Annotated in this window: 12 protein-coding genes; 9 read left to right on the plus strand and 3 right to left on the minus strand. The window is 70.7% G+C overall.

Going from position 1 to position 12,595, the window contains the following annotated elements:
* The first annotated feature begins 10 nt into the window (after positions 1-10).
* The 3 genes from miaB to ACVHNB_RS09330 all read left to right on the plus strand — a co-directional run bounded on the left by miaB (position 11) and on the right by ACVHNB_RS09330 (position 2,484).
* Positions 11-1,534, plus strand: a complete 1,524-nt coding sequence (gene miaB / locus ACVHNB_RS09320; protein ID WP_456227791.1) for a tRNA (N6-isopentenyl adenosine(37)-C2)-methylthiotransferase MiaB — start codon at positions 11-13, stop codon at positions 1,532-1,534.
* Positions 1,535-1,616: 82 nt separating this feature from the next.
* Positions 1,617-1,760, plus strand: coding sequence for a hypothetical protein (locus tag ACVHNB_RS09325; protein ID WP_456227792.1), 144 nt, complete (start codon positions 1,617-1,619; stop codon positions 1,758-1,760).
* Between the two features lie 10 nt (positions 1,761-1,770).
* Entirely contained in the window at positions 1,771-2,484 is a 714-nt protein-coding gene (locus ACVHNB_RS09330; RefSeq protein WP_428951868.1) for a class III extradiol dioxygenase subunit B-like domain-containing protein, read from the plus strand.
* A gap of 80 nt (positions 2,485-2,564) precedes the next feature.
* On the opposite strand, the gene ACVHNB_RS09335 is transcribed toward ACVHNB_RS09330, so the two are convergent.
* Positions 2,565-2,819, minus strand: coding sequence for an antitoxin (locus tag ACVHNB_RS09335; RefSeq protein WP_428951867.1), 255 nt, complete (start codon positions 2,817-2,819; stop codon positions 2,565-2,567).
* A 23-nt stretch (positions 2,820-2,842) separates the two neighbouring features.
* Positions 2,843-3,115, minus strand: a complete 273-nt coding sequence (locus ACVHNB_RS09340; RefSeq protein WP_456227793.1) for a hypothetical protein — start codon at positions 3,113-3,115, stop codon at positions 2,843-2,845.
* A gap of 198 nt (positions 3,116-3,313) precedes the next feature.
* Here ACVHNB_RS09340 and miaA point away from each other — a divergent pair, with 198 nt between their 5' ends.
* The 6 genes from miaA (at position 3,314) to hflX (ending at position 11,253) form a co-directional block, all read left to right on the plus strand.
* Positions 3,314-4,252, plus strand: coding sequence for a tRNA (adenosine(37)-N6)-dimethylallyltransferase MiaA (miaA, locus tag ACVHNB_RS09345; RefSeq protein ID WP_428951865.1), 939 nt, complete (start codon positions 3,314-3,316; stop codon positions 4,250-4,252).
* 107 nt (positions 4,253-4,359) lie between these two features.
* On the plus strand, positions 4,360-4,827 hold the full coding sequence (locus ACVHNB_RS09350) for a hypothetical protein (RefSeq protein WP_428957517.1): 468 nt from the start codon (positions 4,360-4,362) through the stop codon (positions 4,825-4,827).
* A 34-nt stretch (positions 4,828-4,861) separates the two neighbouring features.
* Positions 4,862-5,731 (plus strand): diaminopimelate epimerase, encoded by an 870-nt coding sequence (gene dapF / locus ACVHNB_RS09355; protein ID WP_456227794.1) that lies wholly within the window; start codon positions 4,862-4,864, stop codon positions 5,729-5,731.
* 139 nt (positions 5,732-5,870) lie between these two features.
* Positions 5,871-7,997 carry a RelA/SpoT family protein gene (locus ACVHNB_RS09360; RefSeq protein ID WP_428951863.1) on the plus strand — a complete coding sequence of 709 codons (2,127 nt, stop codon included), beginning with the start codon at positions 5,871-5,873 and terminating at the stop codon, positions 7,995-7,997.
* Between the two features lie 78 nt (positions 7,998-8,075).
* Complete coding sequence (locus tag ACVHNB_RS09365; protein WP_456227795.1) at positions 8,076-9,542, plus strand: M1 family metallopeptidase; 1,467 nt, start codon at positions 8,076-8,078, stop codon at positions 9,540-9,542.
* A 214-nt stretch (positions 9,543-9,756) separates the two neighbouring features.
* The gene (hflX, locus tag ACVHNB_RS09370; RefSeq protein WP_428951861.1) at positions 9,757-11,253 is read left to right on the plus strand and encodes a GTPase HflX; all 1,497 of its coding nucleotides are present in this window, start codon (positions 9,757-9,759) and stop codon (positions 11,251-11,253) included.
* Between the two features lie 65 nt (positions 11,254-11,318).
* Here hflX and ACVHNB_RS09375 read toward each other — a convergent pair whose 3' ends face one another.
* Positions 11,319-12,515 (minus strand): trypsin-like serine peptidase, encoded by a 1,197-nt coding sequence (locus ACVHNB_RS09375; protein ID WP_456227796.1) that lies wholly within the window; start codon positions 12,513-12,515, stop codon positions 11,319-11,321.
* Positions 12,516-12,595 lie beyond the last annotated feature (80 nt).

Consider the following 12,595-nt stretch of genomic DNA (forward strand, 5'->3'; position numbering starts at 1 on the left):
CCTTGTTGTTATGAGCAGCAGCGACCCGCGTCCGGCCGTGGACGACCGTTCACCCAAGACCTATGAAGTACGCACCTACGGGTGCCAGATGAACGTCCACGATTCCGAGCGCCTGTCGGGCCTCCTCGAAGGCGCGGGGTACGTCCGCGCCCCCGAGGGCTCCGACGGCGACGCCGACGTCGTGGTCTTCAACACGTGCGCGGTGCGTGAGAACGCTGACAACAAGCTCTACGGCAACCTCGGCCGACTCGCTCCGCGGAAGACCCAGCGCCCCGGCATGCAGATCGCCGTGGGTGGCTGCCTCGCTCAGAAGGACCGCGACACGATCGTGAAGAAGGCGCCCTGGGTGGACGTCGTCTTCGGCACGCACAACATCGGCAAGCTGCCCGTCCTCCTGGAGCGCGCCCGCGTCCAGGAGGAGGCGCAGGTCGAGATCGCCGAGTCGCTGGAGGCCTTCCCGTCCACGCTGCCCACCCGCCGCGAGAGCGCGTACGCGGCCTGGGTGTCCATCTCGGTCGGCTGCAACAACACCTGCACCTTCTGTATCGTCCCCGCGCTGCGCGGCAAGGAGAAGGACCGCAGGACCGGCGACATCCTCGCCGAGATCGAGGCCCTGGTCGCCGAGGGCGTCTCCGAGATCACCCTGCTCGGCCAGAACGTGAACGCGTACGGCAGCGACATCGGCGACCGTGAGGCGTTCAGCAAGCTGCTGCGCGCCTGCGGGACCATCGAGGGCCTGGAGCGGGTCCGCTTCACCTCCCCGCACCCCCGCGACTTCACGGACGACGTGATCGCCGCGATGGCGGAGACCCCGAACGTCATGCCGCAGCTCCACATGCCGCTGCAGTCCGGTTCGGACACGGTCCTCAAGGCGATGCGCCGCTCCTACCGCCAGGAGCGCTTCCTCGGAATCATCGAGAAGGTCCGCGCCGCCATGCCGGACGCGGCGATCTCGACCGACATCATCGTGGGCTTCCCGGGCGAGACCGAGGAGGACTTCGAGCAGACCATGCACGTGGTCCGCGAGGCCCGCTTCACCAACGCCTTCACCTTCCAGTACTCCAAGCGCCCCGGAACGCCCGCCGCGACCATGGAGAACCAGGTCCCCAAGGAGGTCGTGCAGGCGCGCTACGAGCGTCTGGTCGCCCTTCAGGAGGAGATCTCCTGGGAGGAGAACAAGAAGCAGGTCGGCCGCACGCTCGACCTCATGGTCGCCGAGGGCGAGGGCCGCAAGGACGGCGCCACCCGCCGCCTCTCCGGCCGCGCCCCCGACAACCGCCTGGTCCACTTCACCGCGCCGGACCAAGAGGTCCGCCCCGGCGACGTGGTCACGGTCGAGATCACCTACGCCGCCCCGCACCACCTGCTCGCCGAGGGCGCCGTCCTGAACGTGCGTCCCACGCGCGCGGGCGACGCCTGGGAGAGGCGCACCAAGGAAACGCAGGACAAGAAGCAGGGCGTCCTGCTCGGCCTGCCCAAGGTGGGCGTACCGGAGCCCCTGCCGGCGGTCACCGGGGGCTGCGCGGTCGACTGACCGACAAGGGCCGACTCATAGAGGGCGGACTCATAGAGGGCCGACTTATGGGGGCACATGGTCACTGCATGGTTGATCATGCGTGAGCTGGGCCACCCGTGAGGAGGCCCGCCGCAGGCGGTACGAGGTCTGGAGCACTCCCGCGCCCGGGCCCGGCCATTCCTCCGCGGGCGCTACGGATGTCGGGGACGCCGTCCCCGACTTCTGGCGGGCCCCCGACCAGTAAGCTGCCGATCATGCTTGTCGCCGCCGCCGTCTGCCCCTGTCCTCCCCTGCTCGTGCCGGAGGTCGCGGCCGGTGCCGCCCCCGAGCTGGACACCGCGCGCGCCGCCTGCGACGAGGCGATCGGTGCGGTCCTCGCCGCCGAACCGGACCTGCTGTGGGTGATCGGCGAGGGCCCGCGCCAGGGTGTCCACGGGCCGGGCTCCCGAGGCTCCTTCCGCCCCTTCGGCGTCGACCTCGACGTCCACTTCGGAGCGCCGGACGAGTCCGCCGGGGCCACGCTCCCGCCGTCCCTCTCCGTAGGCGCGTGGCTCCTCGCGCGCGCGGGCTGGACGGGCGAGACGCGCGGCTACGAGGTGGAGTCCGGCGGCACGGCGTTCGACACCGCGGACGGCGCCTGGCGCCTCGCGGACGGCCGCACGGGCACGGAGCGCGTGGGCTTCCTCGTCATGGGCGACGGCACCGCCTGCCGCACCGTGAAGGCACCCGGCTACCTGGACGAGCGCGCCGAAGCGGTGGACGCACGGATCGCCGAGGCCCTGGGCACCCTGGACCAGGACGGCTACCTGGCCCAGCTGGACGCCGGCCTCGCCCGCGAACTGAAGATCTCCGGCCGCGCGCCCTGGCAACTGCTCAACGGCGCGTGGGACAAGAAGGACGGCAAGAGCCGCCTCCTGTACGAGGGCGCGCCCTACGGAGTCGGCTATTTCGTGGCCTCCTGGACGTAGCGAGCAGCCCGCAAGGAACACGGCGACGGCCGCGAAGTCCTCGGGCTTCGCGGCCGTCCGCCATGTGCGTGGCTGCGGCGTCAGGACGCCGCCGGGGGTGACGGCGGAGTGCCGCCGTCCTTGCCACCCGGTCCGGAGAGACGGTCCAGAGCGTCCTTCGCCTTGTCCGTGCCCTGCTGGATCTTGTCGCTGTACTTGCCCTTGGTCTTCTCGTCGACCGTCCTGGCGGCCTTCTCGAGACCCTGGTCGATCTTGTCCCCGTGCTGCTGCGCGAGGTCGGCGACCTTGTCCTTTGCGGGGCTGAGCTTGGCTTTCAAGTTGTCCAGGAAGCCCATGGACCCACCTTCCCTCGCGGAAGCTACTTGCGGGCGCCCTCGCCGGCCGTCTCATTGTCGGCGGCCTGCTCGGCGGACTGCTGCTTCGGGATCTCCACGCTCTCCGTCGCGGCGGCCTCGACAACCTCGCCGGCCTCCGTCTCCTCGGCCCGCTGCTCGGCCGTGGCGGCTCCGGCGGCCTCGGACGGGGACTCGGCGCCCTCCACGCTCTCCGACTCCGGCTCGGCCGTCACAGCGGCGGCCTGCTCCTCGACGGCCGACACCTCGCCGCTGTCCTTGGCCTTCCGGCGAAACATGGCAAAAACGCCCATTTCAACTCCATACGTTACTCGTGTGGGCGAAATCCCGCCCTGCCCGGTGCGTCCCATTGCGTCGCCCGGGTCACCGGCCCCTCGAAACCGGCGGCTGGAACCTCGCAACAGGCAACGACCTCGGACCTGTGGCGTCACGCAGCTCGTTCGAGAAGCGGCCCCGGGGTTTGCGAGACTGGGGCGGTGAGTAGTGCAGCTCCCGCCCCGCGGGTCATCGCCGTCGTCGGTCCCACCGCGGCCGGAAAGTCAGATCTCGGTGTCTTCCTCGCCAAGGAACTCGGCGGCGAAGTCGTCAACGCCGACTCCATGCAGTTGTACCGGGGGATGGACATCGGCACCGCGAAGCTGACGCCCGAGGAGCGCGCCGGGATCCCGCACCACCTCCTGGACATCTGGGACGTCACGGTCACCGCGAGCGTCGCCGAGTACCAGAAGCTCGCCCGCGCCGAGATCGACCGCCTCCTCGCCGAGGGCCGCTGGCCGATTCTCGTCGGCGGCTCCGGGCTCTACGTACGCGGCGCCGTCGACAAGATGGAGTTCCCCGGCACCGACCCCGAGGTCCGCGCCCGCCTGGAGGAGGAACTCGCGCTGCGCGGCTCCGGCGCCCTGCACGCCCGCCTCGCCGCCGCCGACCCGGAGGCCGCCGCCGCGATCCTGCCGAGCAACGGCCGCCGCATCGTGCGCGCCCTCGAAGTCATCGAGATCACCGGAAAGCCGTTCACGGCCAACCTGCCGGGGCATGACTCCGTCTACGACACCGTCCAGATCGGCGTCGACGTCGAGCGCCCCGAACTCGACGAACGCATCGCCACACGTGTGGACCGAATGTGGGAGGCGGGTCTCGTCGACGAGGTACGCACGCTGGAGGCCCAGGGCCTGCGCGAAGGACGTACGGCATCGCGTGCACTCGGCTACCAGCAGGTCCTCGCCGCCCTCGCGGGCGAGTGCACCGAGGAGGAGGCGCGCGCGGAGACCATCCGCGCCACCAAGCGCTTCGCGCGCCGCCAGGACTCATGGTTCCGGCGCGACCCGCGCGTGCATTGGCTCAATGGGACCGTTGCCGAGCGCGGGGAACTCCCGGCCCGGGCAATGGCGTTGGTCGAACGACCGGTTACAGCCTGATCACGTGATGGCATCGGGACGCTCGGGCGGTCATCCCGGCCTCCCGGAGCGTGCCATCATCGACCATCGATCGACCAATGGAGTCCGGAGTGGGAGGGCGCGTGGCGATGGAGGCCGGCCCTCGTGACACCGCACCAGGCGGGGAGCAGTTGAGCCCAGACGGTCCAGAGGCGATCCCGGACGGCGTGATCGCCGACGGGCCCACCGCCGAGGAGATCACCGCCCAGGACGAGGCGGCGGAGGTCGAGGTCGAGCTGCGCCCGCAGCGCAGACTCCGCATCTGGCAGCTCGCCCCCATCGTGATCCTGGCCACCATCGGCTCGCTGATGTTCGCCTTCCCGCTGTTCTTCGAGTTCGGCGACGGCGGCGCCGTGGTCGCGATGCTCGGCCTGCTGATCAGCTCGTGCGCGGCCGGCTGGGGCATGATGGCGGCCCGCCGCGTGGGCTACGCGCTGCCCGGCTTCCCGCCGCGCGGGTCCGGCAGACTGCCGGACTGGCGGGTCGTGTGCGCGTACGTCGTCGTGGTGGCGGCGGTGGCGGTCCTCGCCGTCTGGCGGGTCGCACGACTCCGCTGACCGCGTTGTCGGACCCATCTCGTACGATCGAAAAATGACCAGCTTCCTCAAGGGCCACGGAACGCAGAACGACTTCGTGATCATCCCGGACGCGGAGAACGCCATCGCGCTCTCCCCGGCCGTGGTGGCCGCGCTGTGCGACCGTCGCGCCGGAATCGGCGGCGACGGCGTTCTCCACGTCGTGCGCTCCGCCGCCCACCCCGAGGCGCGGCACCTGGCCGCCGAGGCCGAGTGGTTCATGGACTACCGCAACGGGGACGGCTCGATCGCCGAGATGTGCGGCAACGGCGTGCGGGTCTTCGCCCGCTATCTCCAGCACGCCGGGCACGTCACCGAGGGCGATGTCGCCGTGGCCACCCGAGGCGGCGTCAAGACGGTCCACATCGACAAGGAAGGCCTGATCACGGTCGGTATGGGCAAGGCGGCTCTGCCCGCGGGCGACGTCACCGTGTCCGTCGACGACCGCACCTGGCCGGCGACGAACGTGAACATGGGCAACCCGCACGCCGTCGCCTTCGTGGACGACCTCGCGCACGCGGGCACCCTGTACGACCCGCCCCCCTTCGCTCCGGCGAACGCCTACCCGGACGGGGTGAACGTCGAGTTCGTCGTCGACCGCGGCCCCCGCCACGTCGCCATGCGCGTGCACGAGCGCGGCTCCGGCGAGACCCGGTCCTGCGGCACCGGCGCCTGCGCGGTGGCCGTCGCCACGGCCCGCAGGGACGGCCTCGACCCGGCCCTGACCGGCGCCCCCGTGACGTACGAGATCGATCTGCCCGGCGGCCGGCTCAGCATCACCGAGCGGCCCGACGGTGAGATCGAGATGACCGGGCCCGCCGTGATCGTGGCCGAGGGCATGATCGACACGGACTGGTTCGCGGCGCTCGAAACCGTAAACCCGTAAACCTTCGCTCGAATGGGTGATCCGTTTCACGCTGGGCGAGAGCGGGACTGCGCCACGTGATGGGCTCGGTAGCATCAAGCACCGGTCCGGACGGGTGCCGCCGCCAGCCCGCCGCCGGTCGACAAAGCCGGAGGTGCTCATGAGTGCGGAGGCGACGAACCCCGCCAGCCCGGGGCCGATCACGCCCGGAGCACATCGCAGGCGCGGTCGCCCACGGATCGATCTGCGCCGTCTGGGCCGTGCCGCGCTGCTGGGACCCACCGCCCGCGGCCGGTTCCCCGACGCCATCGGCCATGTGGTCGAGGCGCACCGCGCGCACTACCCGGACACCGAGATCGACCCGCTGCGCCGCGCCTACGTGCTGGCCGAGTCCTCGCACCGCGGTCAGATGCGCAAGAGCGGCGAGCCCTACATCACGCACCCGCTCGCGGTGACGCTGATCCTGGCCGAACTGGGCGCGGAGACCACGACGTTGACCGCCTCCCTGCTCCACGACACCGTCGAGGACACGGAGGTGACGCTCGACCAGGTGCGCACGGAGTTCGGCGAAGAGGTCGCCTATCTCGTCGACGGCGTCACCAAACTCGAGAAGGTCGACTACGGCGCGGCCGCCGAGCCCGAGACTTTCCGCAAGATGCTCGTCGCCACCGGCAACGACGTACGTGTCATGTCGATCAAACTCGCCGACCGCCTGCACAACATGCGCACCCTCGGCGTCATGCGCCAGGAGAAGCAGGAACGGATCGCCAAGGTCACCCGCGACGTCCTCATCCCGCTCGCCGAGCGCCTCGGCGTCCAGGCCCTGAAGACCGAGCTCGAGGACCTCGTCTTCGCGATCCTCCACCCCGAGGAGTACGCGCAGACCCGCACCCTCATGGCGGCCAACGCGGCCCGCGAGGACGACCCCCTCGCCGCGATCGCCGAAGAGGTGCGCGGCGTGCTGCGCGAGGCGGGCCTGAGCGCCGAAGTCCTCATCCGGCCCCGGCACTTCGTGTCCGTCCACCGGGTCCGCCGCAAGCGCGGCGAGCTGCGCGGCGCCGACTTCGGGCGCCTCCTCGTCCTCGTCTCCGAGGACGCGGACTGCTACGGCGTCCTCGGTGAGCTGCACACCTGTTTCACGCCGGTGGTCTCGGAGTTCAAGGACTTCATCGCCGTACCGAAGTTCAACCTGTACCAGTCGCTCCACACGGCCGTCGCCCGCGGCGACGGCGAGGTCGCCGAAGTCCTCATCCGTACGCACCAGATGCACAAGGTGGCGGAGGCGGGCGTCGTCGCCCTCGGCAATCCCTATACGCCGTCCGGCGAAGAGCACCTGGACACCCTCGGAGAGCGCTCCGACCCCACCCGCCCCGGCTGGCTCTCCCGCCTCCTCGACTGGCAGCAGTCCGCCCCTGACGCCGACATGTTCTGGTCGACCCTGCGCGAGGACCTCGCCCAAGACCGCGAGATCACCGTCTTCCGGCCCGACGGCGGCACCATCGGCCTGCCCGCGGGCGCCAGTTGTGTCGACGCCGCGTACGCCCAGTACGGCGAGGACGCCCACGCCTGCATCGGCGCACGCGTCAACGGCCGCCTGGCGACGCTGGGCACGGTCCTCAGCGACGGCGACACCGTGCAGCTGCTGATGGACCGGATGGAGGGCGCCGCCGCCTCCGAGCCGTCCCGCGACTGGCTCGACCACGCCCGGACGCCCGCCGCGCGCATCGCCATCCGGCGCTGGCTCGCCGCCCACCCGGAGGGCCCGAGCGCCACCGAGCCGGCGCCCCGCGCGCCCTACAACGGCCCCTCCGTACGGCCCGCCGCGGCGAATGCCGTGGTCGACCAGCCCGGCGCGACCGTGCGCCTCGCCGGATGCTGTACGCCCGTACCGCCCGACGAGGTCACCGCCTTCGCCGTGCGCGGCGGCGTCGTCACCGTGCACCGCGTCGAATGCTCCGGGGTGGCGCGGATGAAGAGCGCCGGCCGCTCGGAGGTCGGCGTGCGCTGGGCCGACGCCGAGACGGACGCCGAGTACCGGGTGACGCTCGTCGCCGAGTCGTTCAGCCGCCCGCACCTGCTGGCCGACCTCACGGAAGCCATAGCGCTGGAGGGCGTCGCCATCATGTCGGCGACCGTCGAACCACCCGTCCAAGGCCGCGTCCGACACACGTACACGCTCCAACTCCCCGACGCCGCCCAGCTCCAGGCGCTCATGCGGGCGATGCGCAACGTGCCGGGGGTGTACGACGTGGGGCGCGCCCAGCACGCGGCGGCCGGAGCACTCTGAGGTCCGGGTGGGTCTCGTTCGGGTGGGTGCGGCGTGTACCGCCCGGTGCGCGGGGCGGCACGCTGATAGCCGTAGTTCATGCTGCTCAGCTCCCGACTCCGCACCCGAACGCCCCGCACCGCCGCGCTCCTCGCCGCCGGCGCCTCCGTCGCCCTCCTCGCCGCGGCCGCGCCCCAGCCGGCACCGCTCGGCATCGGGGACCGCCTCTTCCCGCACCTGGGCAATCCCGGGTACGACGTGCAGTCGTACGACGTCGCCTTCGCCTACCGCGGCGACAACAGCAAGCCGCTCGACGCCGTCACCAAGATCGACGCGCGGACCACGTCCCCGCTCGACCGGATCAACCTCGACTTCTCGCACGGCACGGTGCGCTCGGTCGAGGTGAACGGCACTCCCGCGCGCTTCGCCACCAGCGACGAGGACCTGATCGTCACTCCCGCACAGCCCGTCCCGGCGGGACTGCCGCTGCACATCACCGTGCGGCACACCAGCGACCCCAGGCCCGGCAAGCAGGAGATCGGGTGGGTGCGCACCAAGGACGGGCTCGCCATGGCGAACCAGGCCGACGCCGCGCACCGGGTGTTCCCGTGCAACGACCACCCCGCCGACAAGGCCTACTTCACCTTCCGCGTCACCGCACCCAAGAACCTCACCGCCGTCGCCAACGGCCGGCCCGTCGCGACGGCGCGCGTCGGGAACACCACGAGCTGGGTCTACCGCACCCGCCACCCCATGGCCACCGAACTGGCGCAGGTCTCCATCGGCCGCTCCGCGGTGCTCCACCAGGAGGGCCCGCACGGCCTTCCCGTACGCGACGTCGTCCCCGCCAAGGACGTCAAGGCGCTGCGGCCCTGGCTCAAGAAGACGCCCGCACAGATCGCCTGGATGGAGGGGAAGGTCGGCCGCTACCCCTTCGAGAACTATGGCCTGCTCATCGCGGAGGCGAGCACCGGCTTCGAACTCGAGACGCAGACGCTCTCCCTCTTCGAGCGGGACCTCTTCACGCGCCCCGAGTACCCGAAGTGGTACGTCGACTCGATCATGGTCCACGAGCTGGCCCACCAGTGGTTCGGCGACAGCGTCAGCCCGCGCACCTGGTCCGACCTGTGGCTCAACGAAGGACACGCCACCTGGTACGAGGCCCTGTACGCGCAGGAGAAGGCGGACCAGCCCATGGAGAAGCGGATGCGCGCCGCCTACCAGAACTCCGACACCTGGCGCGCCGCCGGCGGGCCGCCCGCCGCGCCCAAGGGGCCCGAGTCCGGCGAGAAGATCAGCATCTTCCGGCCCGTCGTCTACGACGGCAGCGCCCTCGTCCTCTACGCGCTGCGCCAGGAGATCGGCAAGAACGCCTTCGAGAGCCTGGAGCGGGAGTGGGTGCAGACGCACCGTGACGACACCGCCACCACGGCGGACTTCACGGATCTCGCCTCGAAGGTCGCGGGGCGTGACCTGAGCGGCTTCTTCCATGCGTGGCTCTACGGCGCGAAGACGCCGCCGATGCCCGGGCACCCGGACTGGAAGACCCAGCCGGCCCGGAAATAGCGCCGAAATCCGGGCTTCGGCCCGCTGACCGCGGGAAATAACCCGGATGACGAGACGCCCCGTTCCGTGCGAACATCTTCAGGTCGACGGCGCGGGCCGTCGGATCGGCTCCGACCGGCCCTCCCGGGAATCCCGGGGCGGGGTCGCGCGTTGTCACAGATGACGGACGAGGCGTTCGTCACCCTTTCCCGAATCCCAGCTACGTAAGGATCCAATGACCTCCTCTTCTTCCCCTTCCCAGGACGCGCAGAGCCTCGCGCAGAACTACCCCGAAGGTCTTCGGGCCGATGCCCTGATGGAAGAGGACGTCGCCTGGAGCCACGAGATCGACGGAGCGCGGGACGGTGAGCAGTACGACCGCTCCGAGCGCGCGGCCCTGCGCCGTGTGGCCGGCCTGTCCACCGAGCTCGAGGACGTCACCGAGGTCGAGTACCGGCAGCTCCGCCTGGAGCGCGTGGTCCTCGTCGGCGTCTGGACGTCGGGCACGGTGGACGACGCGGAGAACTCCCTCGCGGAGCTCGCCGCGCTCGCCGAGACCGCGGGCGCCATGGTGCTCGACGGCGTCATCCAGCGCCGGGACAAGCCTGACGCGGCGACGTACATCGGCTCGGGCAAGGCCCAGGAACTGCGTGACATCGTCCTCGAGACCGGAGCCGACACCGTCGTGTGCGACGGTGAGCTCAGCCCCGGCCAGCTCATCCACCTCGAAGACGTCGTCAAGGTCAAGGTGGTCGACCGGACCGCTCTGATCCTCGACATCTTCGCCCAGCACGCCAAGTCCCGAGAGGGCAAGGCGCAGGTCGCGCTCGCGCAGATGCAGTACATGCTGCCGCGACTGCGCGGCTGGGGTCAGTCGCTGTCCCGGCAGATGGGTGGCGGCGGCGGTGGCGGCATGGCCACGCGTGGTCCCGGTGAGACCAAGATCGAGACGGACCGCCGTCGGATCCGCGAGAAGATGGCGAAGATGCGTCGTGAGATCGCGGACATGAAGACGGGCCGCGAGATCAAGCGCCAGGAGCGCCGACGCAACAAGGTGCCCTCGGTCGCCATCGCCGGATACACCAACGCGGGCAAGTCGTCCCTGCTCAACCGCCTCACCGGCGCGGGCGTCCTGGTGGAGAACGCACTGTTCGCCACCCTCGACCCGACCGTGCGCCGGGCCGAGACCCCGAGCGGCCGGCTGTACACGCTGGCCGACACGGTCGGTTTTGTACGACACCTGCCGCACCACCTCGTCGAGGCGTTCCGCTCCACGATGGAGGAGGTCGGCGACTCCGACCTGATCCTGCACGTGGTCGACGGCTCGCACCCGGCGCCCGAGGAGCAGCTCGCTTCCGTACGCGAGGTCATCCGCGACGTCGGGGCCACCAAGGTCCCCGAGATCGTGGTGATCAACAAGGCGGACGCGGCCGACCCGGTGGTGCTGCAGCGGCTGATGCGCCAGGAGAAGCACTCGATCGCCGTCTCGGCCCGCACGGGCGCCGGCATCGAGGAGCTGCTCGCGCTCATCGACGCCGAACTGCCGCGGCCCGAGGTCGAGATCGAGGCCCTCGTGCCGTACACGCACGGCAAGCTGGTCGCGCGGGCGCACACCGACGGCGAGGTGATCTCCGAGGAGCACACCCCGGAGGGCACCCTGCTGAAGGCCCGCGTCCACGAGGAACTCGCGGCGGAACTCGCGCCGTACGTTCCGACGGCCACCGCGAGCTGACCCGCACCATGTGAAGGAGCCCCGCCCGGGACCACCCGGGCGGGGCTCCTTCACGTACAACTGCCCTACTTGCTGCCGTACTTCTCACTCATCATGTCGAAGACGCCCTGGGCCTCCTGGCCCAGCTGCGGTCCGGCCAGCCAGGTGTTGGAGGCAGGACCGATCGACGTGTTCGACACCAGGACGGTCTTCCCGCCGCGGACACGGAACCAGCCGCCGCCCGACGAACCACCCGTCATCGTGCAGCCGATCCGGTACATCGTCGGCTGCTCGGGGCTCAGCGAAAGCCGGCCGGGCCGGTCGACGCACTTGTTCATCAACAGACCGTCGAACGGCGGCGCGGCCGGGTACCCCCACGCGCCCATCGAACCGACCGACTGGACCGACGGCGTCGAGAAGTCCACGTCCAGCGCGTTGCCGACCGTCTCCTCGAGCGACTTGGTGCCCTGCTCCGGCTTCACGTGCAGCACCGCGAAGTCGTACGGCGCACCGGCGCCGCCCGACTCGGCGCCCTGGTTCATCCACTCGTTCGACGTCGATGCCCAGTCCGCCCAGAACGTGCCGTACGGCGCGATCTCCTGCTGCGTCGCATTGCGCAGCGCGTCCGCGGACTTGCCCAGGTCGTTGTACGACGGCACGAAGGCGATGTTGCGGTACCAACCGCCGGCCGCGCCCGCGTGCACACAGTGGCCCGCGGTCCACACCAGGTTCGACCTGCCCGGGTTGCGCGGATCCTTCACGACGGTGCCGGAGCAGACCATCGAACCCTCGGGGGAGTCGAAGAAGACCTTGCCGACCGGTGCCGCGTTCTGGTGGTACGGCGTCTTCTCGGCCTGCGCCCGGACGGGGACGGGCTCCGGGTCGGAGACCCCCTGGTCGTCCGCGTAGTCCTGCGCGGCGATCGTCTTGTCCGGGTCCTTGGCGGACTTCATCCGCTCGGGCTTCCACAGCCCCTCGATGACCGGATTGACGAAGTCCTTCGCCTCACGCAGCCAGTCGTCCTTGTTCCAGTTCTTCCAGGCCCCGTTCTTCCACTTGTCGGGGTCGATGCCGTGCTTCTTCAGCTGGTCGGCGATGTCCCCCGGCACCTTGGCGCCGCTGTCGGAACCCTGCGACGCGGCGGCAGCCGGCTTGTTCCCGGCCGTGTCGTCACTGTCGTTGCACGCGGTGGCGGTGAGCGCCAGGGCCGCGACGATTCCGGTAGCGGCGAGGACAGTGCGCTGTCTCCGGCCGCGGCCGACGGACGGACGTATAGAACGCATGGTGCGAGTACCCCCGAAGGAAAAGCGGCGCGCGGCAGGCCTGTGGCGGCATGACCACGGCATCGGCGCGCGGTGTCTGT

The sequence above is a fragment of the Streptomyces sp. YJ-C3 genome (assembly GCF_053891275.1).

Bases quoted from the DNA above. Each gene is read 5' to 3' on its own strand.
- miaB (WP_456227791.1), top strand. From the start codon at position 11: ATGAGCAGCAGCGACCCGCGTCCGGCCGTGGACGACCGTTCACCCAAG.
- ACVHNB_RS09330 (WP_428951868.1), top strand. From the start codon at position 1,771: ATGCTTGTCGCCGCCGCCGTCTGCCCCTGTCCTCCCCTGCTCGTGCCG.
- ACVHNB_RS09335 (WP_428951867.1), bottom strand. From the start codon at position 2,819: ATGGGCTTCCTGGACAACTTGAAAGCCAAGCTCAGCCCCGCAAAGGAC.
- ACVHNB_RS09340 (WP_456227793.1), bottom strand. From the start codon at position 3,115: ATGTTTCGCCGGAAGGCCAAGGACAGCGGCGAGGTGTCGGCCGTCGAG.
- ACVHNB_RS09350 (WP_428957517.1), top strand. From the start codon at position 4,360: ATGGAGGCCGGCCCTCGTGACACCGCACCAGGCGGGGAGCAGTTGAGC.
- dapF (WP_456227794.1), top strand. From the start codon at position 4,862: ATGACCAGCTTCCTCAAGGGCCACGGAACGCAGAACGACTTCGTGATC.
- ACVHNB_RS09360 (WP_428951863.1), top strand. From the start codon at position 5,871: ATGAGTGCGGAGGCGACGAACCCCGCCAGCCCGGGGCCGATCACGCCC.
- ACVHNB_RS09365 (WP_456227795.1), top strand. From the start codon at position 8,076: ATGCTGCTCAGCTCCCGACTCCGCACCCGAACGCCCCGCACCGCCGCG.
- hflX (WP_428951861.1), top strand. From the start codon at position 9,757: ATGACCTCCTCTTCTTCCCCTTCCCAGGACGCGCAGAGCCTCGCGCAG.
- ACVHNB_RS09375 (WP_456227796.1), bottom strand. From the start codon at position 12,515: ATGCGTTCTATACGTCCGTCCGTCGGCCGCGGCCGGAGACAGCGCACT.